Raw genomic sequence first — 21812 nt, 5'->3', positions numbered from 1 at the left:
CTACGCGTCGGTGAGCACCTTGTCGAGCAAGGTCTCTGCCTCGTCCTTAGTGCTCTTTTCCGCAAGCGCGACCTCACCGACCAGGATGTCCCTGGCCTTGGCGAGCATGCGCTTCTCGCCTGCGGACAGCCCTCGCTCCCGCTCCCGACGCCACAGGTCACGAACGACCTCGGCGACCTTGAGCGGGTTTCCGGATGCCAGCTTTTCGAGGTTGGCCTTGTATCGCCGCGACCAGTTGGTCGGCTCCTCGGTGTGCGGGGCGCGGAGGACATCGAAGACCTTGCCGAGGCCTTCTTCGCCAACCACTTCGCGCACGCCGACGATCTCGGCGTTCTCGGCGGGAACTCGCACCGTCAGGTCACCCTGCGCAACCCTGAGGACGAGGTACTGCTTCTCCTCGCCCTTGATGACACGAGTCTCGATTGCCTCGATGAGTGCGGCCCCGTGGTGGGGGTAAACAACGGTCTCGCCGACACTGAAAACCATAGGTTCGAAGCCCCTTTCGCTGTGTCTAGGGTAACACGCTCAGGCACCGATGTCCCGTCACAGTCTGAGCCGTAAGCGCAGGTCAGAGGGGCTGTGAGAGGTCTTTCTCGAGCTTGACACGCAACCGCCAGTAGATTTTGAACACGCTAAGTAACAACCAGATCAGCAGTCAGCTAACTGGTCGGACGTGCCAGATGGGACGCGTTTCGGCACTTCCAGCATATCGTCCGGCCGCTTCCCGCGCCCCGGCACTGGCGGAACCGCGTTCGTTGCGAGACCCTGATACCTAGACCCCGATCGACCCGGTGGGCGAGCGGCTGGGGGTGCTGTGGGCAGGACAGGCAACAACGGTGATGGGTGGTCGGACGGCGCCGGGGCGCCCGACGACCTGCCCGAGATCCCGCCCGAGTGGGGCCCGATCGTCATCCCGGACGATCCCGGGGCGCTCGCCGAAGAAGCGGCGCAGGTCCGCCGGGAGCTGCACCGCACCCGCCGGCGGGACCACTGGCACCGGCGGTTCGGCATCCACCCCGGCGACACCGGCCGGGCCGGCGGCCGCGGGCACCGGCCACACGAGATCGCCGCCCTCCGGCTGCCGTTGATCATCATGCTGGTGGCCGTTCTCGCCGCAATGATCAGCATGTTCTCCGTCGCCTGGTCCGACCGGCCCCAGCCCACCGCCAGCCCGACACCATCGGCTCCCGCTCCCCTGCCCGACCGCCCGCTGCCCGCGCTCGACCTGATCGACGACTCCGGCGCATCGGTCCCGGTCCGCTCGCTACTGCCGGCGGCGATCCTGCTCGTTGAGGGCTGTGAGTGCGCCGACCAGATCACCGCCGCGGCCGCCGCCGTCCCGGCCGGGGTCTCGGTAATCGCCGTCACCAGCGGCGCCACCTCCCCCGGCACCCTGCCGCCGGCGCTCGCCGACAGCCTCGGCACCCATCTGCTGGCCGACCCGGCCGCCGGGATCCGAAACTTCGTCGACATCCCGGCAACCGTCGGCACCGCCACCGTGCTGCTGCTCACCGAGACCGGCGAGGTCATCCGGCTGGTGCCGCAGGCCGACTCGGTCGAGACGTACCGCGCCGATCTGGCCCTGCTGGTCGGCCCCTGACCCAGCCCGCTGCCGCGCGCGGCGGGTCAGCGGTTGAGCAGCGCGGCGTAGAGCGTCAGGCCCGGACCGAACGCCAGCATCACCACGTGACGCGGCGGCGGTCCCGCCCGCCGTAACCGGTCCAGGATCAGCAGTACGGTCGGCGACGAGCAGTTGCCGTACGCCGCCAACGTCTCCCGGGACGCCGACATCGCCGCGTCGGACAACCCCAGCTCCCGCTGCACCACGTTGAGGATCCGCGGCCCACCCGGGTGCACCGCCCAACCGTCCACCTGCGACACGGCCAGTCCGTGCCGGGCCAGCAGATCACCGACCAGCGCCCGTACGTGCACCGACAACACCTGCGGCACCCGGGGCGACAGACCCATCCGGAAACCGAGGTCGGTCACCTCCCAGGTCATGTGGTCGGCGGTGGAGGCGTCAGTGGCCGACACGACCTCCCGTACGGCGTAACCGCCGGGCGGCGGCGGGCCGCCCGGCCCGTCGGTCGGCGTCAGCACCACCGCCGCCGCCGCGTCGGAGAACAACGCGTGCGCCACGATCTGCTGAGTGTCCACCCGGCGGGCCGGCGGCTGGATGTGCAGGCTGGTCAGCTCGGCGCAGAGCAGCAGCGCCGGCCGGCCCCGGGCGGTGACGAAATCGGCGGCCGCGCCCAACCCGGGCAGCGCCGCGTAGCAGCCCATGTGCCCGACGAACAACCGCTGGGTGTCGGCGGCCATGCCGACGTCCCGGGCCAGAATGATGTCCAGGCCGGGCGTGGCGTACCCGGTGCACGAGCAGACCACGAACAGACCGATCTCCCCGGCGGTCAGCCCGGCCTGGGTCAGCGCCCGGTCCACCGCCTCCTTGCCCAGCGGCAACGCCTCGATCTGGTAGCGGCGCATCCGCCGCTCGGTCGGCCAGTCCGCGACGTCCTCCAGCAACGGGCTCACCGCCGCCTGCCGGGTACGTACCCCGGAGTTGGCGAAGATCCGCTCCGCGAGCGCCCGGGTGCCGCCGTCGTACCGAGCCGCGAAGAAGTCCCGCCACAGCTCGTCCTGGCTGGCCGACGGCGGCAACGCCAGCCCGAGCCCGACCACCGCGGCCGACGACCGGCCCGCCACCGGGTCCGGCGACCGGCTCACCACCGGGGTGCCGATCCGTCGCGGTCCGGGTCTCCGCCGATCGTCGCCACACCGAGCCAGTCGGCGCAGACGTCCGACGTCGGCGGATGCAGCGCACCGCAGCGGGCGTCCCGGTAGAGCCGTTCCAGCGGATGCCCCCGGCGGGTCGCCGAGGTCCCGGCCGCCTCCAGCATCGACGACGCCACCTCGGCCGCCGTGCCGCCGGCAACCAGTTTGGCCCGCCACACCCACTGGTTGGTCGCCGGGTCGCCCGGTTCGGCGTCCACTCGACGGGCCGCCTCCCGTACCGTCAGCAGGGCTGCGGCGGCGGCCGCGTCCGCCCGGCCGATCCGGGCCCGGACCGCCGGCAGGTGGGTCAACCCCCGCTCGGTGAGATGCTCCACCGCCGCGTCCACCGCCGCCCGGGCCACCCCGGCGTAGACCGCCGCGTAGCTGGCCACCATCCAGTGCGGCATCAGCTGGGCCACCACCAGGGCCAGCCCTTCCACCCCGCCGAGCAGGGCCCGCGGGCCGACGGTCACGTCCAGGTGCAGGTCGTGCGAGCAGGTGGCCCGCATCCCGAGCGAATCCCAGCTCTGCTCCACCCGCAGGCCGGGCGTATCCGCCGGGACCAGGAACTGCGACACCACCGACTGGTCGTCGGCGTGCCGGGCAGCGACCAGGTACCCGCAGGCGTGACCGGCCCCGGAGCAGAACGCCTTGGCCCCCTTGATCTGGTATCCACCGTCCACCCGGTGGTAGACGGTGGACAACTGGGAGAGCCGGGAGCCGGCGCCCCGCTCGCTCATCGCCACCGCGTACCAGGCGCCGGCGGCCGCGTCGGCGAGCAACTGGTCCCGGGCCGCCAACGCCTCGTCCGGCAGCCCCATCGCCTCGGCGAGGTTGTCGTCGACCGCACCCAGCGCGCCGGTCACCGAGGCGTGCATGTTGAACACCAGCGCGGTGGCGCCGTTGCCCCGGGCCAGCTCGTACGCCACCTCGGCGTAGTCGGCGAAGCCGGCGCCCCGCCCGCCCAGCCGCTGCGGGACCATCAACCCGAACAGCTGCTCCTGCCGCAGGTCGGCGAAGTCCGCCACCGGGAAGGTGCCGGCCCGGTCGTGTTCACCCGCCCGCGCCGCCAACCGTGGCACCACCCGCCGCGCCGCCGCCAGTGCATCCGCAACCATTGCCGCCCCTTCCGCCGTCGACCTGCTCACCTGCTCGTCCGCTCAGCCCGCCTTGACCCCCCTGCCTTGGTAGAGCACCGAGGTGGACCAGGTCGGCACCATCCGCCGCCGGGGTTTCCAGAGTGCCCGGTCGGGAGCCGATCGGTGCAACGGCGCGCGCATCAGCCAATCGATCAGGCTGGAAACGCTCGGTCTCAGGCCGCGCACCGCCAGCCGTACGCCGTGCCGGGCGCACTCGGCGACCAGCCGCTGCGGACGGACGAACAGCGCGGGGTCGTGGATACCGCGCGGCGCGACCGGCAGGCGTTCGCCCAACTCGACCGCGATCAGCCGGCTGGCCAATGTGGCGTTCAGGGTGTCCAGCACCAGCAGCCCGCCGGGCCGCAGCACCCGGCACGCCTCGGCGACCGCCGCCGACAGATCCGGTACGTGCTCCAGCAGCTCCCCGGCGGAGACCACGTCGGCCACCCGGTCGGCCAGCGGCAGCCGGGTCGCGTCACCGCGTACCGGGTCGACACCGTGCCGGGCCGCCAGCCGCAGCGCCGAACCGACCAGGTCGACCCCGACGTGCCGGTAGCCCTTGCCGCGCAGATGGGGGGCGAGCAGACCGGCCCCGCAACCGACGTCGACCAGCACCGCCCCGGGCCGGGCCGCCGGTGGGATCAGCCGGGCCCGCGCCTCGGCGATCCAGTGCAGCATCTCGAACGCGCCCGCCGGCCGCCACCACTCGTCGGCCAGCACGTCGTACTGGCGGGGATCGTTCGGCGGCAGATCCGGCATTGACTGAGCGTGGCATGACCAGCCGGTAACGGCCACACTTGGCGGATATGTCGCGCCGCGTGTCCGCATTGATCAAGGCCAGCCACCCCGAACCGGCGGTCGCGGTCACCACCGTGACCGCCCTGCTGGCCTGGGGCGTCGGTCACCGTCCGGCCGGGATCGTGCTGGTCGCCGCCACCGTCGCGGCCACCCAGCTCGCCGTCGGCTGGACCAACGACTGGCTGGACGCCGGTCGCGACCGGCAGGCCGGACGGGCCGACAAGCCAATCGCGACCGGCGTGGTCAGCCGGCGCACGGTGGGCGTCGCCGGTCTGGCCGCCGCGCTGGCCACCCCGTTGCTGGCCGCGCCGACCGGGCCGGCGGCGACGTTGTGCATCACCGCCGCGCTGCTCAGCGCGCTGGCCTACAACTGGCCGTTGAAGTCCACCGCCGTGTCGGTGCTGCCGTACGCGTTCTCCTTCGGGGCGCTGCCTGCCTTCATCGTGCTGGCCCTGCCGGGCGCGCCCGCGCCACCGGCCTGGCTGGTCACCGCCGCCGGGCTGCTCGGCGGCGGCGCGCACTTCGCCAACGTACTGCCGGATCTGGCCGACGACGCCCGCACCGGCGTGCGGGGCCTGCCGCACCGGCTCGGGGCCACCGGTTCGGGGGTCGCGGCGGCCGGGTTGCTCTTCGCCGCCACCGTGACGCTGGTCGTCGGCCCGCCCGGGCCGCCGTCGTGGGCCGGCCTCGCCGCGGTCGCCGGCACCGCGGTCATTCTGCCGACCGGCTGGTACGCGGCCCGGCGGGCCGCCCGGCGGGCCGGCCGGTCGGACGGCGTCTTCCGGGCGGTGCTGGTGGTCGCCGTGATCGACGTGGTGCTGCTGGTGGCCAGCGGCCCGGTCGGGTGAGCGCCGCCGGGCCGGCCCGGTCAGGTGAGCGCCGCCGGTCACGGATTATCGGGTCCGTGGCGGGGCGCGGATCACCGCCAACTACCCTGGAGCCGGCCTGCGCGGGGCTCGTCGCCGCGCCGTGACAAGGAGGACCGACGTGACGCCCTCGACCAGGGGACACCGCCGAGTCGCGGTGCTGTTCGCCGGCGCTGCCGTGGCCAGCGGCCTGCTGCTCAGCGGCTGCGGTGCCGGCCAGCTCGCGGAGACCGCGACCAAGGCGACGGCGATCAACGGAGTCAACCTCGAGTCGCCGGACGGCGCGGTGTCGGTACGCGACCTCTCGGTGCCCTACCCCGGAGTGGAGGGCTACCCGGCCGGCGGCAGCGCGCCGGTCGAGGTCGGGCTGTTCAACAACACCAACGACCCGGTCACGGTACGGATCAGCGCCGCCCCGGTCACCGACGATGACTGGGCGACGGTGGTCGGGGCCGAGACGGTGGTGATCGGCGGCTCCGAACAGACCAGCGGGCCGACCCCGTCGCCGGAGCCCGGCACCGTCGAAGTGCCGCAGCCGGACCCGGGCCGGGACGCGATCGTCCAACTGCCGGCCAACGAGTGGGCGCTGTTCAGCACCGACGACACCCAACCGCTGCGGGTGACCGGGCTGGCCGGCCCACTCGCCGCCGGGTACTCGGTGAATCTGGCCTTCGAGTTCAGCACCGGCGGCGCGCCGCTGGTGGTCGCCGCGCCGGTGGACATGCCGCTCACCCCGGCCCCCCGCGCGCCCGCCGAGCACGACGAGGAAGAGCACTGAGCTCGCGGTCGATCCCCCGGGGCGCCGGCGGCACCGGAGCGGGGCGCGGTGGCGCCGCGCCGCGCAGCCGGGCCGCGTCGCGTGAGCCCCGGCCCGCGTACGAATGCGACGCGTGCGGGCACCAGCCGCCCAAATGGGTGGGCCGGTGCCCGGAATGCGGTGAATGGGGATCGGTGATCGAATCGGTGGTGAGCGGCCCGGTGGTCTCCGGCCGGGTGGTCAGCACCCGGATGCCGACCGAACCGGCCCGGCCGATCGCCACCATCAGCGCCGCACCCGCCAAGGCCCGGCCGACCGGCGTCGGCGAGCTCGACCGGGTGCTCGGCGGCGGCCTGGTGCCCGGCGCGGTGGTACTGCTGGCCGGTGAGCCCGGGGTCGGCAAGTCGACCCTGCTGCTCGACGTCGCCCAACAGTGGGCCGCCGGTGCCGGAAGTCCGTCACTGGTGGTCAGCGGCGAGGAGTCGACCAGCCAGGTACGGCTGCGCGCCGAGCGGATCGGCGCACTGCACGAACGGCTCTACCTGGCGGCGGAGAGCGACCTCGGGGTGGTCCTCGGTCACCTCGACGCGGTCCGGCCGGGTCTGCTGGTGCTCGACTCGGTGCAGACCATCTCGATGCCCGGCTCGGACGGTATCCCCGGCGGCGTCACCCAGGTCCGGGCGGTCACCGCCGCGCTGGTCGCGGCGGCCAAGGAACGCAACATCGCCACCGTGCTGGTCGGCCACGTCACCAAGGACGGCCAGGTCGCCGGCCCCCGGGTGCTGGAGCACCTGGTCGACGTGGTGCTGCACTTCGAAGGCGACAAGCACTCGTCGCTGCGGATGGTACGCGGCATGAAGAACCGGTTCGGTGCGGCCGACGAGGTCGGCTGCTTCGAGATGCACGAAGGCGGCATCAGCAGCCTGCCCGACCCGTCCGGGCTGTTCCTCACCCGCTACACCGAACCGGTCCCCGGCACCTGCGCCACGGTGGCGATGGAGGGCCGGCGGGCCCTGGTCACCGAGGTCCAGGCGCTGATCGGGGCGACCGTCGCCGGCTCGCCCCGGCGTACCGTGTCCGGGCTCGACGGTGCCCGACTGGCGATGGTGCTGGCGGTGCTGCAACGGCGTACCGAACGGCTCACCCTGCACGACCGGGAGGTGTTCGCAGCGACGGTCGGCGGCATCCGGGTGGTGGAGCCGGCCGCCGACCTCGCGGTGGCGCTGGCGGTCGCCTCCGGCGGGCTCAACCTGGCCGTCTCCCCGCAGCTGGTGGCGATCGGCGAGGTCGGGCTCACCGGTGAGGTGCGCCGGGTCGGCGCGGTCGCCCGGCGGCTGGCCGAGGCTGCCCGGCTCGGCTTCCGGTACGCGCTGGTACCGCCCGGTACGGCCGGTTCCGGCAGCGACCCGCTGCCGCCGAACATGCAGGTCAGCGAGGTCAACGACGTACGGGCGGCATTGCAGGCCGCAGCGCGCGCCTCAGCCGGCTGATCCGGTACGACAGTAACCGCGGGAGCACCCACCGCACGGCGGTCCGTAGACTGTTGCCCGTGGCGATCGACCGCGATGCGAACAAGACTGCCAACGCCGGCCCCGGTGCCGGCGCGGCCGGCCGGGTCGGTGCCGTCGGTACGCCGGCGCGCACCGGTGCCGTCGGCACCCCGGCACGCACCATCAGCGCCGGCACCTCGGCGCTGACCAGCCCGGCGGCCACCGGAGATCCGCTGCGGGCCAACCTGGCGCTGATGGCGCCCGGTACCGCCCTGCGTGACGGGCTGGAACGGATCCTGCGCGGCCGGACCGGCGCGCTGATCGTGCTCGGCCACGACAAGCAGGTCGATTCGCTGTGCACCGGGGGCTTCCCGCTCGACGTCGAGTTCTCCTCCACCCGCGTCCGCGAGTTGTGCAAGATGGACGGCGCGGTGGTGCTGTCCAGCGACGGCACCCGGATCGTCCGGGCCGCCGTGCATCTGATGCCGGACCCGTCCATTCCAACCGACGAGTCGGGCACCCGGCACCGCACCGCAGAACGGGTCGCCCGACAGACCGGCTACCCGGTGATCTCGGTCAGCCAGTCGATGCGGATCATCAGCCTCTACGTCAACGGTCAGCGGCATGTGCTGGACGACTCGGCCGCCATCCTGTCCCGGGCCAACCAGGCGTTGGCCACCCTGGAGCGGTACAAGCTGCGGCTGGACGAGGTGTCCGGCACACTCTCCGCCCTGGAGATCGAGGATCTGGTCACCGTCCGCGACGCGGTCGCGGTGGTGCAGCGGCTGGAGATGGTCCGACGGATCGCCGACGAAATCGCCGGGTACGTCGTCGAGCTGGGCACCGACGGCCGGCTGTTGGCGCTGCAGCTCGACGAGCTGATGGCCGGCGTGGACGCCGACCGGACCCTGGTGATCCGCGACTACCTGCCCACCGTACGCAAGGCGCGAACCCTGGACGAGGCCCTGGTCGAGCTGGATCTGCTGACCGCCACCGAGCTGATCGACCTGGTCGCCGTGGCCAAGGCGATCGGGTACGCCGCCTCCACCGAGGCGCTCGACGCGGCGGTCAGCCCGCGCGGTTTCCGGCTGCTGGCGAAGGTGCCCCGGCTGCCGGTGTCGGTGGTGGACCGGCTGGTCAACCACTTCGGCAGTCTGCAACGGCTGCTCGGGGCGACAGTGGAGGACCTGCAGGCCGTCGACGGCGTCGGCGACGCCCGGGCACGCAGCGTACGGGAAGGTCTGTCCCGGCTGGCCGAAGCGTCGATCCTGGAGCGCTACGTCTGACGCGCCACGTCTGAAGCGCCACGTCCAGGCCGTGCCGGAATCGGCGTAACTGCGCGAGGGACGTACCCGGGCGTCAGCCGGTGATGGTGATCACAAACGGCTCGCTGACCTTCGAGCCGAGTCGGGCGAATAGCTGATACTCGCCGGCAGCCGGATGCTCACCGGCCGCGACGTTGTTGGCGCACTCGCTCGCCGCCCTACCGTTCCAGGCCACCTGGTAGTCGCGGGCGGCGCCGGGCCCGAAGGCGCGCACGTCGGTGCCCCGGGCAGCTCCGCAGGTGTCCGACGACCAGATCAGCTCCGCGCCCCGCTTGAGGTACAGCTCCTGCGGGTCGGCGCCCACATCCCGGTCGCAGGTACGGCTGGACACGTTCTGCACCCGCAACCGCAAGGCCAGGGTGACGCCCTTCTGGGCGGTGGCCTGCGAGGCTGCCGCAGTCAGCAGGATCTCGTCGTCGGTGCAGGTGCCGGCGGCCGGACCGGCCGGGCCGCCAGGGAGGTTCTGGTCGCCGACGCCGGGCTGCCCGCCGCCGGTCGTGCCGTCGTCGCCCGAACCACCGCCGGTGCTGCCACCACCTGCGTCGCCAGCGTCGCCGTTGCCGACGGTGTCGGGGTCGTCGCCGTCGTTGGTGTCACCATCCGCCGGCTGCGGGGACGAGGTGGTCGGGGTGAGCAGCTCACCGGACGGGGTCGGGGTGGGATCGGCCTGCGACCGGCCAGTCTGGTCGGAGCCGATGCACGAGTAGGCCACGATGAACAGCAGGAGCAGCAGCGCTCCGAGCACGACGGCACGTCGCCGCCAGTAGATGGCGGGTGGCAGCGGGCCAACCGTCAGTCGCATGATGGCACACCGTATCGGCAAGACCGGACCGATCGGCCGCGACGCGCCGAGGCCCGGGGCACCCGGTCAGAGATATGTCTTACGGGGGAAGACGGCGTGCGCCCCGGCCACCCGGTCCAGGAACAGCAGACCGGCACAGTGGTCGATCTCGTGCTGGGCGGCCCGCGCCTCGAACCCGTCGGTGACCAGGCGTACCGGCTCACCGGTGCCGGGCAGTTGCGCCTCCACCACGACCCGGGTGGCCCGTTTGACATCACCGGTGAGATCCGGCACCGACATGCAGCCCTCCCGGCCCGGCCGCCATCTGGTGGCCTCGAGTAGCCGGGCATTGCACAGGACGAATGTGCCGTGCCCGGTGACCGTCTTCGGGTGCCCGGTCACGTCGACGGCGAAAACCTGCGCGCTGATCCCGATCTGCGGTGCGGCCAGGCCGACACAGCCGGGCGAGACCCGCATCGTGGCGACCAGGTCGGCGGCGACCTGGACCGTCCAGGCAGCGCACGGGTCCACCGCCTCACCGGCCCGGCTGAGCACCTGGTCGGGCGCGGCGACCACCGGAACCACCCGCCCCGGTACGCCGAGTACCGTCTCGGTCCAGTCGGCCAGGGTACGGCTGACCGTGCTCACAGCACGTCCGAATCGACCGGCCGGAGGGTCACCTCGACGTCGAGCGCCCGAGCCGTCTCGGACAGTCGCCGGCCGACCTCGGCCGCCGTACCGGTGGGCAGCTCGACCTCGGCGACCAGCACGTAGAGCGGGCCGGTGAGCCGGGTGGTCAGGTCGGTGACGTTGCCGCCTGCCTCGGCGACCACCCGGGTCACCGCCGCGACGATGCCCAGCCGATCGGCGCCGTGCACGCTGAGCAGATGCGGTTCGCCACCCGCCGGCTGCTGACCGTCCGCCGGAACCGGCCGTACGGTGGCCAGCAGTTGGCCGTCGGCGGTGAGCGGCCGCAGTGCCTGTTGCACCGCGGCCTCGGCCGGACCGGCGCAGACCAGGGTCATCGCGAAGTGGCCGCGCAGCCGGGTCATCGTCGAGTCGGTCAGGTTGGCGCTGACGCCGGCCAGCACCTCCGCGACGTCCGCGACGATGCCGGGCCGGTCGCGCCCGATCACGGTGATCGCGAGTTCGTTCATGCCAGCAGTCTGCCCGACCGGGTGCCGGCCCGACCGGGCGGCCCGGTACCCGGGCCCCGTCCGGGGACGGGAACAGGAACGGCCTGGGGCGGGGACGGGAACGGCCTGGGGCGGAGCCGGCAACGTGGCATGGCAGGATCGGCGGCGCCATGCGTGACGTGAGTTTCGCCGACACGGCGATCGAGTGGTTCGACGACAACGCCCGTGACCTGCCCTGGCGGGAGCCGGGGGTTGGTGCCTGGGCGATCCTGGTGAGCGAGGTGATGCTGCAGCAGACTCCGGTGGTCCGGGTGCTGCCGGCGTGGCGCACCTGGCTGGACCGATGGCCGGACCCGCCAGCGCTGGCCGCCGACTCGCCGGCTGAGGCGATCCGGATGTGGAACCGGCTCGGCTACCCGCGTCGCGCGTTGCGGCTGCATGAGTGCGCCACGGTGCTGACCGAGCGGTACGACGGCAAGGTGCCGACCGGTCTGGACGAGTTGCTGGCGCTGCCAGGAGTCGGCACCTACACCGCCCGAGCGGTCGCCGCGTTCGCCTACGGTCAGCGGCACCCGGTGGTGGACACCAATGTCCGGCGGTTCGTGGCGCGGGCGGTCGACGGGGCGGCCGACGCCGGGCCGGCGACCCGACCGGCCGATCTCGTTGCCACCGCCGCGTTGCTGCCGGCCGAGCCGGCTCGGGCGGCCCGGGCCAGCGCCGCGTTCATGGAGCTGGGTGCGGTGGTCTGCGTGGCTCGGACACCGCGCTGCGAGGTGTGCCCGATGGCCGGCCGCTGCGCGTGGCGGGCGGCCGGCCGGCCGGTACCGAGCGGGCCGACCCGCCGACCACAGCGGTACGCCGGCACCGATCGGCAGGTCCGTGGCCTGCTGCTGGCGGTGCTGCGAGAGGCGATTGGGCCGGTGCCGCAGCAGCGGCTGGACGTGGTGTGGGGCGACGATCTGCAGCGCCGTCGGGCCCTGGCCAGCCTGATCGAGGACGGTCTGGTGGAGCCGGTGGCCCGCGACGGCGCGCCGCCGACCGGGTACACGCTGGCCGGTCAGGGCTGACGGCCTCCGGGCTGACGGCGGCCCGACCGGGCTGGACGGCTTTCCGGGGCTGACGACTGGCGCAGCCAACGCAGTGCGGCACCGGCGGCGCGCGCCGCCGGTGCCGCACTGCTCAATCGGCTGCCGGTCTTACTCGTCCGCGCCGGCCGCCGCGGCACCGCCGAGGTCGGCGGGAACCGCGTCCGGTACGGCGACCGGCCGGTCGGCGCCCTGGAAGACGAGCTTGGACTTGTCGATGTCGTCCGGATCACCCTCGCAGTCGATGACCACGATCTGACCCGGCTTGAGCTCGTTGAACAGAATCCGCTCCGACAGGTTGTCCTCGATGTCGCGCTGGATGGTCCGGCGCAGCGGCCGGGCCCCCAGCACCGGGTCGAAGCCCTTGTTCGCCAGGTACTTCTTGGCGTTGTCGGTGAGCTCCATGCTCATGTCCTTGTTCCGCAGCTGGGTCTCGATCCGGGAGATCATGATGTCCACGATCGACAGGATCTCGGTCGGGTTCAGCTGGTGGAACACGATGGTGTCGTCGATCCGGTTGAGGAACTCCGGCCGGAAGTGCTGCTTCAGCTCGTCGTTGACCTTCTGCTTCATCCGGTCGTAGTTCGAGTCGTTGTCCTCCGACGCCTGGAAGCCCAGCGACACCGCCTTGGCCACGTCCCGGGTGCCCAGGTTCGTGGTCAGGATGATCACGGTGTTCTTGAAGTCGACGATCCGACCTTGGCCGTCGGTGAGCCGCCCGTCCTCCAGGATCTGCAGCAACGTGTTGAACACGTCCGGGTGGGCCTTCTCGATCTCGTCGAACAGCACCACCGAGAACGGCCGACGCCGGACCTTCTCGGTCAGCTGGCCGCCCTCGTCGTAGCCGACGTACCCGGGCGGGGCACCGACCAGCCGGGACACCGTGTACCGGTCGTGGAACTCGGACATGTCCAGCTGGATCAGCGCGTCCTCGCTGCCGAACAGGAACTCGGCGAGCGCCTTGGACAGCTCGGTCTTACCGACACCGGACGGGCCGGCGAAGATGAACGAGCCGGACGGCCGCTTCGGGTCCTTCAGGCCGGCCCGGGTCCGCCGGATCGCCTTCGACACCGCCCGGACCGCGTCGGACTGGCCGACGACCCGCTTGTGCAGCTCGTCCTCCATGCGCAGCAGCCGGGAGGTCTCCTCCTCGGTCAACTTGTAGACCGGGATACCGGTCCAGTTGCCGAGCACCTCGGCAATCTGCTCGTCGTCGACCTCGCTGACCACGTCGAGGTCGCCGGCCTTCCACTCCTTCTCCCGCTGCGCCTTCTGGCCGAGCAGCTGCTTCTCCTTGTCCCGCAGCTGCGCGGCCCGCTCGAAGTCCTGCGCGTCGATCGCGGACTCCTTGTCGCGACGCACCTGGGCGATCCGCTCGTCGAAGTCACGCAGGTCCGGCGGCGCGGTCATCCGGCGAATCCGCATCCGGGCACCGGCCTCGTCGATCAGGTCGATCGCCTTGTCCGGCAGGAACCGGTCGGAGATGTACCGGTCGGCCAGCGTCGCGGCGGCGACCAGGGCGGCGTCGGTGATGCTCACCCGGTGGTGCGCCTCGTACCGGTCCCGCAGGCCCTTGAGGATCTCGATGGTGTGGGCCAGCGACGGCTCACCCACCTGAATCGGCTGGAACCGGCGCTCCAGCGCGGCGTCCTTCTCCAGGTGCTTGCGGTACTCGTCGAGGGTGGTCGCCCCGATGGTCTGCAGCTCACCGCGGGCCAGCATCGGCTTGAGGATACTCGCCGCGTCGATCGCGCCCTCGGCCGCGCCAGCGCCGACCAGGGTGTGAATCTCGTCGATGAACAGGATGATGTCGCCCCGGGTGCGGATCTCCTTGAGCACCTTCTTCAGACGCTCCTCGAAGTCACCGCGGTAGCGGGAGCCGGCGACCAGCGCACCGAGGTCGAGGGTGTAGAGCTGCTTGTCCTTCAGCGTCTCGGGCACCTCGCCCTTGATGATCTTTTGAGACAGGCCCTCCACCACGGCCGTCTTGCCGACCCCGGGCTCACCGATCAGCACCGGGTTGTTCTTGGTACGGCGGGAGAGCACCTGCATCACCCGCTCGATCTCCTTCTCCCGGCCGATCACCGGGTCGAGCTTGCCCTCCCGGGCCGCCTGGGTCAGGTTACGACCGAACTGGTCCAGCACCAGGCTGGTCGACGGGGCGGCCTCGCCCGCCGCCGCGCCCGCCGCCGCCGGCTCCTTGCCCTGGTAGCCCGACAGCAGCTGGATGACCTGCTGGCGGACCCGGTTGAGGTCGGCGCCGAGCTTGACCAGCACCTGGGCGGCGACGCCCTCGCCCTCGCGGATCAGGCCGAGCAGGATGTGCTCCGTGCCGATGTAGTTGTGGCCGAGCTGCAGCGCCTCCCGCAGCGACAGCTCCAACACCTTCTTGGCCCGCGGCGTGAACGGGATGTGCCCGCTCGGCGCCTGCTGACCCTGGCCGATGATCTCCTCGACCTGTTGACGCACACCTTCCAGCGAGATGCCCAGGCTCTCCAGGGCCTTCGCCGCCACGCCCTCACCCTCGTGGATGAGGCCGAGCAGGATGTGCTCCGTGCCGATGTAGTTGTGGTTGAGCATCCGGGCTTCTTCCTGAGCCAGGACGACAACCCGTCGCGCTCGGTCGGTGAACCGCTCGAACATGCCCTCGTGCTCCTCACGTGCCGTGCGCCAGTGGTCTTGGCGGGCCAGCGCACGAGCCTCCAGGCGGAAGCTCGTGCCATCACTCTATCGCCGTGGGCCGACTCCGCTCCTGCCGTGTCGGGCCGGAGCAGGGGCGATCCGCAACGTTTACCCCAACTGTGCCGGGTCGCTGGCTGTTCCCCGAGGCTTCGGCGCTACGCGGTGAGCGAAATCCGCTCGGTCCGGTGACCGGGCGCGGCGTCGGCTCACCGGGACGCGCCGTCCGTACCGCCACCGCCCGACCGGTTGTCCACAGGCTTGTGGACAACCGGCGCACAGACTGTGGACAACCTGCCACGCTCTGGCTAGGGCAGTATCGCCGCAGGATTGTGCCGCAACCGCCAAACTCGCTCAAAAAGGTACACGAGGTACGGATGGGACATCCGTACCTCGTGTCACTGGCTCCGACCGGCCGACGAGGGCTGGTCGGCAGCGGCACACCTGGGACGATCAGCGCCCGGCTTTGGCGTGGTACTCGTCCACGATCTCCTGCGGGATGCGCCCGCGGTCGGAGATCTCCTTGCCTTCCTTCTTCGCCCAGGCCCGGATCGCCCGGTTCTGCTCACGGTCGGCGGCGGCACCGCCCCGACCCCGCGCGGCCCGACCACCTACGACCACGCCACCGCGGCCGATCTTGGTACCAGCAGCCACGTACGGAGCGAAAACCTGCCGCAATTTGTCCGCGTTCTTCTCCGAGAGGTCGATCTCGTACTGGACGCCGTCGAGGGCGAACTTGACGGTCTCGTCGGCGTCTCCGCCGTCCAGATCGTCGACCAGCTTGTGAATGATCTGCTTGGCCACAGGCCGTTGTCCTTCCGAGCACGTTCTCCCGCAATCAAGAGCACAATAGCCCGAAAGATGCGCCAGCCGTCAATAGGACGCGCAAACTCCCCGAAAAAATCTGGCCGACTACTCTGGACGGACCAGAGGGAAGAGGATGGTTTCGCGAATACCCAGGCCGGTCAGGGCCATGAGCAACCGGTCGATTCCCATTCCCATGCCCCCGACCGGCGGCATTCCGTACTCCATGGCCCGGAGGAAGTCCTCGTCGAGGCGCATCGCCTCCGGGTCACCGCCGGCGGCCAGCCGCGCCTGAGCCACCAGCCGCTCCCTCTGCACCACCGGGTCGACCAACTCGCTGTACGCGGTCGCCAGCTCGACCCCGCGCACGTAGAGGTCCCACTTCTCGGCCAGCTCCGGCTCGGCGCGGTGCGCCCGGGTCAGCGGGCTGGTCTCCACCGGGTAGTCCCGCACGAAGGTCGGCTGGAGCAGAGTCGGCACGACCAATTCCTCGAAGAGTTCCTCCGCCAGCTTGCCCAGACCCCACTTCGGGTCCACAGCTACATCGAACTTCTCGGCGTAACGCAGCAACTGCGCTCGGTCGGTCCGTACAGTGACTTCCTCACCGAGAGCTTCCGACAACACTCCGTACAGAGTCACCGTACGCCACTGGCCGCCAAGGTCAAACTCCGACCCGTCGGCATGGGTGACCACATGTGACCCACTGATCGCACTCGCGCACTCCTGGACCAGATCCTGGGTCAGCCGCGCCATGGTGTCGTAGTCCCCGTACGCCTCGTAGGTCTCCAACATGGCGAACTCGGGCGAGTGCGAGGAGTCAACCCCCTCATTGCGGAAGTTGCGGTTGATTTCGAACACCCGGTCGATGCCGCCGACCACACAGCGCTTGAGGAATAGCTCAGGAGCGATTCGCAGATACAGATCAACATCAAGAGCGTTGCTGTGCGTAACGAACGGCCGGGCCGCCGCGCCGCCATGGAGCACCTGCAGCATCGGCGTCTCCACCTCGGTGAAGCCCCGCTGGTGGAACGAGTCGCGCAGGGTACGCAGCACTGTCGCCCGGGTCCGCACGGTCCGGCGCGCCTCCGGGCGGACGATCAGGTCGACGTACCGCTGCCGGACCCGGGCCTCCTCGCTCAACGGCCGGTGCGCCACCGGCAGCGGACGCAGCGCCTTGGCGGTGATCTGCCACGAATCGGCGAGCACCGAGAGCTCACCCCGGCGGCTGGTGATCACCTCGCCGGCCACCCCCACGTGGTCGCCGATGTCGACCAGCCGCTTCCAGTCCTCCAGCCGCTCGGCACCGACCCGGTCCCGGGACAGCATTACCTGCAACTCGGTCCCGTCACCCTCACGCAGAGTGGCAAAACAGAGCTTGCCGGTGTTCCGGACGAAGATCACCCGGCCGGTGACCGCCGCCTGCTCGCCGGTGGCGGTGTCGGTCGGCAGGTCGCCGAAGCGCTCCCGCAGCTGCGCCAGCGAGGTGGTCCGGGGGAACCCGACCGGATAGGGCTCCGTGCCCTGGGCCAGCAGCCGGTCCCGCTTCTCCCGGCGCACCCGCATCTGCTCGGGCAGATCCGCTGCGGAATCGTCGGGTACGGTCACGTGCTCGGTCACGGTGGGCATCCTCAACACAGGGGGTACGGACAACGGTGCGACCTCGTGGTCACGGTCCGGCCACGAGCGTACTCAACCAAGGTTCTGTGACGCAGCTGACAAGGCCGCGACGGGGATCAGGTGTTCCGCTCGTACACCATCCGCAGGCCGATAAGGGTGATCATCGGTTCGTGGTGGGTGATGGTGCGACACTCACCGATCACCACCGGGGCCAGTCCACCCGTCGCGATAACCGCGCTGAGCTGCCCCAACTCTGCCGCCATCCGCTCCACGATGCGGTCCACCTGGCCGGCGAAACCGAAGTACATGCCGGACTGCAGGCACTCTACGGTGTTCTTACCAATCACCGACCGGGGCCGGGTCGGCTCGACCTTGCGCAGCTGGGCGGCGCGGGCCGACAACGCGTCGAAGGATATCTCGATGCCGGGAGCGAACGCCCCGCCGAGGAACTCACCCCGGGCGCTGATCACGTCGAAGTTGGTGGTAGTGCCGAAGTCGACGACAATCGACGGGCCACCATACAAGGTGTGCGCGGCGAGCGTATTGACCACCCGGTCCGAGCCGACCTCCTTGGGGTTGTCGATCGCCAACTGCACCCCGGTCCGCACCCCCGGCTCCACGATCACGCTGGGAATGTCGCCGTAGTAGCGGCCGAGCATCGTCCGCAACGAACGCAACGCCGCCGGTACGGTCGAGCAGGCAGCCACCCCGGTGAGCTCCACCGAGTCCCCGGCGAGCAGCCCGCGGAACATCAGGCCGAGCTCATCGGCGGTCGACCGGGCGTCGGTCTTGATCCGCCACGAGTGCACCAGCTTGTCCCCGTTGAACGTGGCCAGCACCGTATTGGTGTTACCGATGTCGATGCACAGCAGCATGTCGTCCCCTCGACGGTCAACCGGCGCGTCGGCCGGCACCGGCCGACGCGCCAGCACCGGCCGGTCGCAGATCCAACGCGATGTCCATGATCGGCGAAGAGTGGGTCAACGCCCCGACCGACAGGTAGTCCACCCCGGTTCGCGCGTACCGGACCGCATTGGCCAGGGTCAACCCGCCGGTGGCCTCCACCTCGACCCGGTCACCCACCTCGGCGACGACCGCGCTCAGCAGCTCCGGCGACATGTTGTCGCAGAGCAGGAACGACGCCCCGGCCTCGACCGCCTCGACCGCTTCGGCCAATGTGGTCACCTCGACCTCCACCGGTACGCCGGGAAAGGCCTCGCGCACCCGGCGGTACGCGGCGCCCACCCCGCCAGCGGCCAGCTTGTGGTTGTCCTTGACCATCGCCACGTCGTACAGACCCATCCGCTTGTTGCCACCACCGCCGACCCGGACCGCGTACTTCTCCAGCAGCCGCAGCCCGGGGGTGGTCTTGCGGGTGTCCAGCACGGTCGCCTTCGACCCGGCGAGGGCGTCCGCCCAGGCCCGGGTGTGGGTGGCCACCCCGGAGAGCCGGCTGATCAGGTTGAGCGCGGTCCGCTCGCCGGTGAGCAGGGTACGGACCGGGCCGGTCAACGTGGCCAGCACCGTACCGGCCGGTACCCGGTCACCGTCGCAGCGGTGCAGCCGCACCTCGACCGGCGTGCCTGCCGACGGCACCGCGTCGAACACGGCGGCGACCAGCGGCAGACCGGCCACCACCCCGGCGGAGCGGGCCACCAGTTCGGCCGTGCCGAACTGCCCCGGGTCGATGATGGCCGCCGACGTCACGTCCAGCCGGTCCGGGCCGAGATCCTCGGCCAACGCGGTGGCCACCACCCGGTGGACAACGTCCGGGTCCAGACCGCAGGCCCGCGACGCGGCGACGGTCACCTCGCTACGCATGACGGCTCCCAGGTGAGAGTGGGCTGCCCGACCGGGCCGAGCGCGCTGATGAGATGCCCCAGCCAACTCTCGGCCGCCGACGGGAAATCGTCACGCCAGTGACAACCCCGGGTCTCCTGCCGGGCGTACGCCGCCGCCACCAACGCGGTGGCGACGGTGACCAGGTTAGTCGCCTCCCATCCGGCGGTGCCCGGCGTGCCCCGGCCACCGGCGAGCCGGCGCAGCTCGGCGGCGGTGCCGTCGAGCGTCGCGGCGGAACGTAGCACCCCGGCGCCCCGGCTCATCGCCCGTTGCAGCGGCTGCCGGGCCTGCTCCGGCAGCAACCAGCCGTCGGCCTGGTCAGCCACCCGGCCGGCGCCGGCCGGCTCCAGCTGCGGCGGCGGGTCGCGGGTGATGTCCCGGGCGATCCGCCGGGCGAAGACCAGGCCCTCCAGCAGCGAGTTGCTGGCCAGCCGGTTGGCGCCGTGCACCCCGGTGCAGGCCACCTCGCCGCAGGCGTACAGGCCGGGAATGGTGGTGCGGCCGTGCAGATCGGTGCGGACGCCGCCGGACGCGTAGTGGGCGGCCGGTGCCACCGGGATCAGCTCCTCGGCGGGGTCGATCCCGATGGCCCGGCAGGAGGCCACGATCGTCGGGAAGCGCCGGGCCAGGAACTCGCCGCCCAGATGTCGGGCATCGAGCTGCACGTGGTCGACGTCGACCGCCGACATCACCCGGTGGATGCCCTTGGCGACCACGTCGCGCGGTGCCAGCTCGGCGAGCTCGTGCCGGCCGAGCATGAACCGCTTGCCGTCTGGGTCGAGCAGCAGCGCGCCCTCGCCGCGCAGCGCCTCGGACACCAGCGGCTGCTGGCCGCTGCCGCCGGCGGCGCCCGGCACCACCAGGGCCGTCGGATGGAACTGGACGAACTCCAGGTCGGCCACTGCCGCGCCGGCCCGCAGCGCCAGCGCCACCCCGTCGCCGGTGGAGACCGCCGGATTGGTGGTGGTGGCGAAGATCTGCCCCATCCCGCCGGTGGCCAGCACCACGGCGCGGGCCACGATCGCGCCCACCCCGTCCGGGGAGCCCTCGCCGAGCACGTGCAGCGTGACCCCGCAGGCCCGGGCCGGCTCCCCGTCGGCGGCCGGCGCGGCGCGCAGCAGGTCGACCACCAGGGCGTGCTCGACCAGCCGGATCCACGGGTCCCGACGGACCGCAGCGTGCAACGCCCGCTGCACCTCGGCGCCGGTGGCGTCACCGCCGGCATGCACGATCCGGTTGGCCCGGTGACCGCCCTCCCGGGTGAGCAGCAGCACACCGTCGGCGTCCCGGTCGAACTCGGCGCCGACCCGGATCAGCTCCCGGATCCTGGCCGGTCCCTCCTCGACCAGCACCCGGACCGCATCCGGGTCGCAGAGCCCCACGCCGGCCGTCTCGGTGTCCTGTGCGTGCGCGGCCGGGGTGTCCAGCGGGTCCAGCACAGCGGCGATCCCGCCCTGCGCCCACCGGGTCGACCCGTCGTCGATGTTGACCTTCGTCACGACGGTGACGTGCAGCCCGGCTTCCCGCAGATAGAGCGCGGCAGTCAGACCGGCGATACCGGAGCCGACGACCACCACGTCAGTGGTCTCCACCCAGCCGGGGTCCGGCGCGGCGAGCCGGCCGGGCAGCTCGGGCAGGTCCGGGATACGCAGTCGCATGGGCAGAGTCAACCGCGTCGGCCCCGGTGGCGGGCAGCCGGGGCGGACGGATGTGTGCCGGTGCACCCGGGTGGGCGCCAGGCGGCGGCCGACATGAGGTCGGTCACTACTCGTACTGGATGGGCAGGCCCTCGGTGCCGGCGTCCTTGAGTGACCGCTCGACGTTGCGTTCGTCGAGCCACAGGTAGCAGCGGACGCCCCGGTTGCCGGCCGCCCACTCGGCGGCACCGCCCGGCAGCGAGATCACCCCGGTCCGGAACTGCAGGTTGCCGTCGAGCGGTACGTCCGCGTACCGGCCGATCACCTTGCGGCACTCGGTGTGGAACTGGGCCCAGTCCCGGTCCTGGGTCGGATACTCGATGTCCGGTGCCTGCCAGACCCCGGCGAACTCTGCGTTGTGCGGCTCGTCGCACTCCGCGGCCGGCATGGTGTCGATCGCGCCGTTGTCGTCGTTGCGGACCGCGTAGCAGGTCAGGTGCAGCGGCGACGGCTCGGCCAGCGCGTCCCGCAGGCTCGCGGTGCGCGACGCCGTACCGCCGTTGTCCTCGACGTCGGTCACCTCGGTGACGTCGCAGCGGAACCAGCGGGCGCCGCCTTCCCAGGCTGCCGGGGACGGCACCGCCACCCCCACCCAGAGCCGGCCGAGCCGCCAGTCGGCACCGACGAACTCGCTGGTCGCGGAGTCGCACTCGGCGTACGCGACGCGGATTTCGGGCGAACCCTGCGCCGGCGGCGCGGTCGCCTCCGCCGCCTCGGCGCCGAACGTGCCGACGTGGACCGTCTCCACCCGGTGCGGGGCCGCGCAGTCGACCGGGCTGTACGACGACAGGTAGGCGGTCTCGGCGAAGTCCCCCGGGTGGCAGACCTCGGCCGGCGGCACGAACGGGCTCGGTTCGGGAATCGGCTGCCAGCTGTTGGTCAGCTCACCGTCCACCCCGGCGGGCAGGCCACACCCGGTCAGGCCGAGCGCAAGCGCTCCACCGACCGCGACAGCGGCGGTCCATCGGCGCATCGAGTCCCTCCCACGGGCTGGCTGGCAGGCGGTCCGGACCGCCGAGCATAC

20 protein-coding genes are annotated in these 21812 nt (G+C 71.8%); 6 read left to right on the top strand and 14 right to left on the bottom strand.

The genetic code is table 11. From position 1 onward, the window contains the following. Positions 1–486, bottom strand: coding sequence for a CarD family transcriptional regulator (locus tag ACFHWS_RS08395; RefSeq protein ID WP_123603804.1), 486 nt, complete (start codon positions 484–486; stop codon positions 1–3). A gap of 328 nt (positions 487–814) precedes the next feature. Here ACFHWS_RS08395 and ACFHWS_RS08390 point away from each other — a divergent pair, with 328 nt between their 5' ends. After that, positions 815–1600: a hypothetical protein gene (locus tag ACFHWS_RS08390; protein ID WP_416567938.1), complete on the top strand. Its 786-nt coding sequence runs from the start codon at positions 815–817 to the stop codon at positions 1598–1600. A gap of 26 nt (positions 1601–1626) precedes the next feature. Here the strand turns inward: ACFHWS_RS08390 and ACFHWS_RS08385 are convergent, their stop codons facing one another. Genes ACFHWS_RS08385 through ACFHWS_RS08375 form a run of 3 tightly spaced genes read right to left on the bottom strand, consistent with a single transcriptional unit; the run spans position 1627 to position 4670 of the window. After that, on the bottom strand, positions 1627–2724 hold the full coding sequence (locus tag ACFHWS_RS08385; protein ID WP_416567937.1) for a type III polyketide synthase: 1098 nt from the start codon (positions 2722–2724) through the stop codon (positions 1627–1629). After that, positions 2721–3890 carry an acyl-CoA dehydrogenase family protein gene (locus ACFHWS_RS08380; RefSeq protein ID WP_416552015.1) on the bottom strand — a complete coding sequence of 390 codons (1170 nt, stop codon included), beginning with the start codon at positions 3888–3890 and terminating at the stop codon, positions 2721–2723. Before ACFHWS_RS08380 ends, ACFHWS_RS08385 begins: the two co-directional genes overlap by 4 nt. A gap of 42 nt (positions 3891–3932) precedes the next feature. Next, complete coding sequence (locus tag ACFHWS_RS08375; RefSeq protein ID WP_416552016.1) at positions 3933–4670, bottom strand: methyltransferase domain-containing protein; 738 nt, start codon at positions 4668–4670, stop codon at positions 3933–3935. Between the two features lie 47 nt (positions 4671–4717). Here ACFHWS_RS08375 and ACFHWS_RS08370 point away from each other — a divergent pair, with 47 nt between their 5' ends. From ACFHWS_RS08370 to disA, 4 genes are all read left to right on the top strand, one after another. Then, complete coding sequence (locus ACFHWS_RS08370) at positions 4718–5557, top strand: UbiA family prenyltransferase (RefSeq protein WP_416552017.1); 840 nt, start codon at positions 4718–4720, stop codon at positions 5555–5557. 139 nt (positions 5558–5696) lie between these two features. Next, positions 5697–6353 carry a hypothetical protein gene (locus ACFHWS_RS08365; RefSeq protein WP_416567936.1) on the top strand — a complete coding sequence of 219 codons (657 nt, stop codon included), beginning with the start codon at positions 5697–5699 and terminating at the stop codon, positions 6351–6353. An 11-nt stretch (positions 6354–6364) separates the two neighbouring features. Next, positions 6365–7822, top strand: a complete 1458-nt coding sequence (radA, locus tag ACFHWS_RS08360; RefSeq protein ID WP_416552095.1) for a DNA repair protein RadA — start codon at positions 6365–6367, stop codon at positions 7820–7822. 59 nt (positions 7823–7881) lie between these two features. Continuing rightward, positions 7882–9108, top strand: a complete 1227-nt coding sequence (gene disA, locus ACFHWS_RS08355; RefSeq protein ID WP_416552019.1) for a DNA integrity scanning diadenylate cyclase DisA — start codon at positions 7882–7884, stop codon at positions 9106–9108. A gap of 73 nt (positions 9109–9181) precedes the next feature. Here the strand turns inward: disA and ACFHWS_RS08350 are convergent, their stop codons facing one another. From ACFHWS_RS08350 to ACFHWS_RS08340, 3 genes are all read right to left on the bottom strand, one after another. Continuing rightward, the gene (locus ACFHWS_RS08350) at positions 9182–9949 is read right to left on the bottom strand and encodes a hypothetical protein (RefSeq protein ID WP_416552020.1); all 768 of its coding nucleotides are present in this window, start codon (positions 9947–9949) and stop codon (positions 9182–9184) included. 66 nt (positions 9950–10015) lie between these two features. After that, positions 10016–10576 (bottom strand): peptide deformylase, encoded by a 561-nt coding sequence (locus tag ACFHWS_RS08345; protein ID WP_416552021.1) that lies wholly within the window; start codon positions 10574–10576, stop codon positions 10016–10018. Continuing rightward, positions 10573–11085, bottom strand: a complete 513-nt coding sequence (locus ACFHWS_RS08340; RefSeq protein ID WP_416552022.1) for a glycine cleavage system protein R — start codon at positions 11083–11085, stop codon at positions 10573–10575. The genes ACFHWS_RS08345 and ACFHWS_RS08340 overlap by 4 nt, the downstream gene beginning before the upstream one ends. 149 nt (positions 11086–11234) lie before the next feature. On the opposite strand from ACFHWS_RS08340, the gene ACFHWS_RS08335 reads away from it, so the two are divergent. After that, on the top strand, positions 11235–12131 hold the full coding sequence (locus ACFHWS_RS08335) for an A/G-specific adenine glycosylase (protein WP_416552023.1): 897 nt from the start codon (positions 11235–11237) through the stop codon (positions 12129–12131). A 129-nt stretch (positions 12132–12260) separates the two neighbouring features. Here ACFHWS_RS08335 and ACFHWS_RS08330 read toward each other — a convergent pair whose 3' ends face one another. From ACFHWS_RS08330 to ACFHWS_RS08300, 7 genes are all read right to left on the bottom strand, one after another. Further along, positions 12261–14792 carry an ATP-dependent Clp protease ATP-binding subunit gene (locus ACFHWS_RS08330; RefSeq protein ID WP_416552024.1) on the bottom strand — a complete coding sequence of 844 codons (2532 nt, stop codon included), beginning with the start codon at positions 14790–14792 and terminating at the stop codon, positions 12261–12263. Positions 14793–15281: 489 nt separating this feature from the next. Continuing rightward, entirely contained in the window at positions 15282–15632 is a 351-nt protein-coding gene (locus ACFHWS_RS08325) for a histone-like nucleoid-structuring protein Lsr2 (RefSeq protein WP_123603817.1), read from the bottom strand. A gap of 108 nt (positions 15633–15740) precedes the next feature. Then, positions 15741–17258 (bottom strand): lysine--tRNA ligase, encoded by a 1518-nt coding sequence (gene lysS / locus ACFHWS_RS08320; RefSeq protein ID WP_416552025.1) that lies wholly within the window; start codon positions 17256–17258, stop codon positions 15741–15743. Positions 17259–17365: 107 nt separating this feature from the next. Beyond that, entirely contained in the window at positions 17366–18124 is a 759-nt protein-coding gene (locus tag ACFHWS_RS08315; RefSeq protein ID WP_278172014.1) for a type III pantothenate kinase, read from the bottom strand. Positions 18125–18140: 16 nt separating this feature from the next. Next, entirely contained in the window at positions 18141–19070 is a 930-nt protein-coding gene (nadC, locus tag ACFHWS_RS08310) for a carboxylating nicotinate-nucleotide diphosphorylase (RefSeq protein ID WP_416552026.1), read from the bottom strand. After that, positions 19055–20749, bottom strand: a complete 1695-nt coding sequence (locus tag ACFHWS_RS08305) for an L-aspartate oxidase (RefSeq protein WP_416552027.1) — start codon at positions 20747–20749, stop codon at positions 19055–19057. The genes nadC and ACFHWS_RS08305 overlap by 16 nt, the downstream gene beginning before the upstream one ends. 106 nt (positions 20750–20855) lie before the next feature. After that, positions 20856–21761 carry a septum formation family protein gene (locus ACFHWS_RS08300; protein WP_416567935.1) on the bottom strand — a complete coding sequence of 302 codons (906 nt, stop codon included), beginning with the start codon at positions 21759–21761 and terminating at the stop codon, positions 20856–20858. Positions 21762–21812 lie beyond the last annotated feature (51 nt).

It is taken from the genome of Micromonospora sp. LOL_013, from assembly GCF_048060315.1.
Classification (GTDB): Bacteria; Actinomycetota; Actinomycetes; order Mycobacteriales; family Micromonosporaceae; genus Micromonospora_E.
Note: the sequence above shows the minus strand (reverse complement) of the source record. Positions and strands in the feature narration are given on the sequence as shown.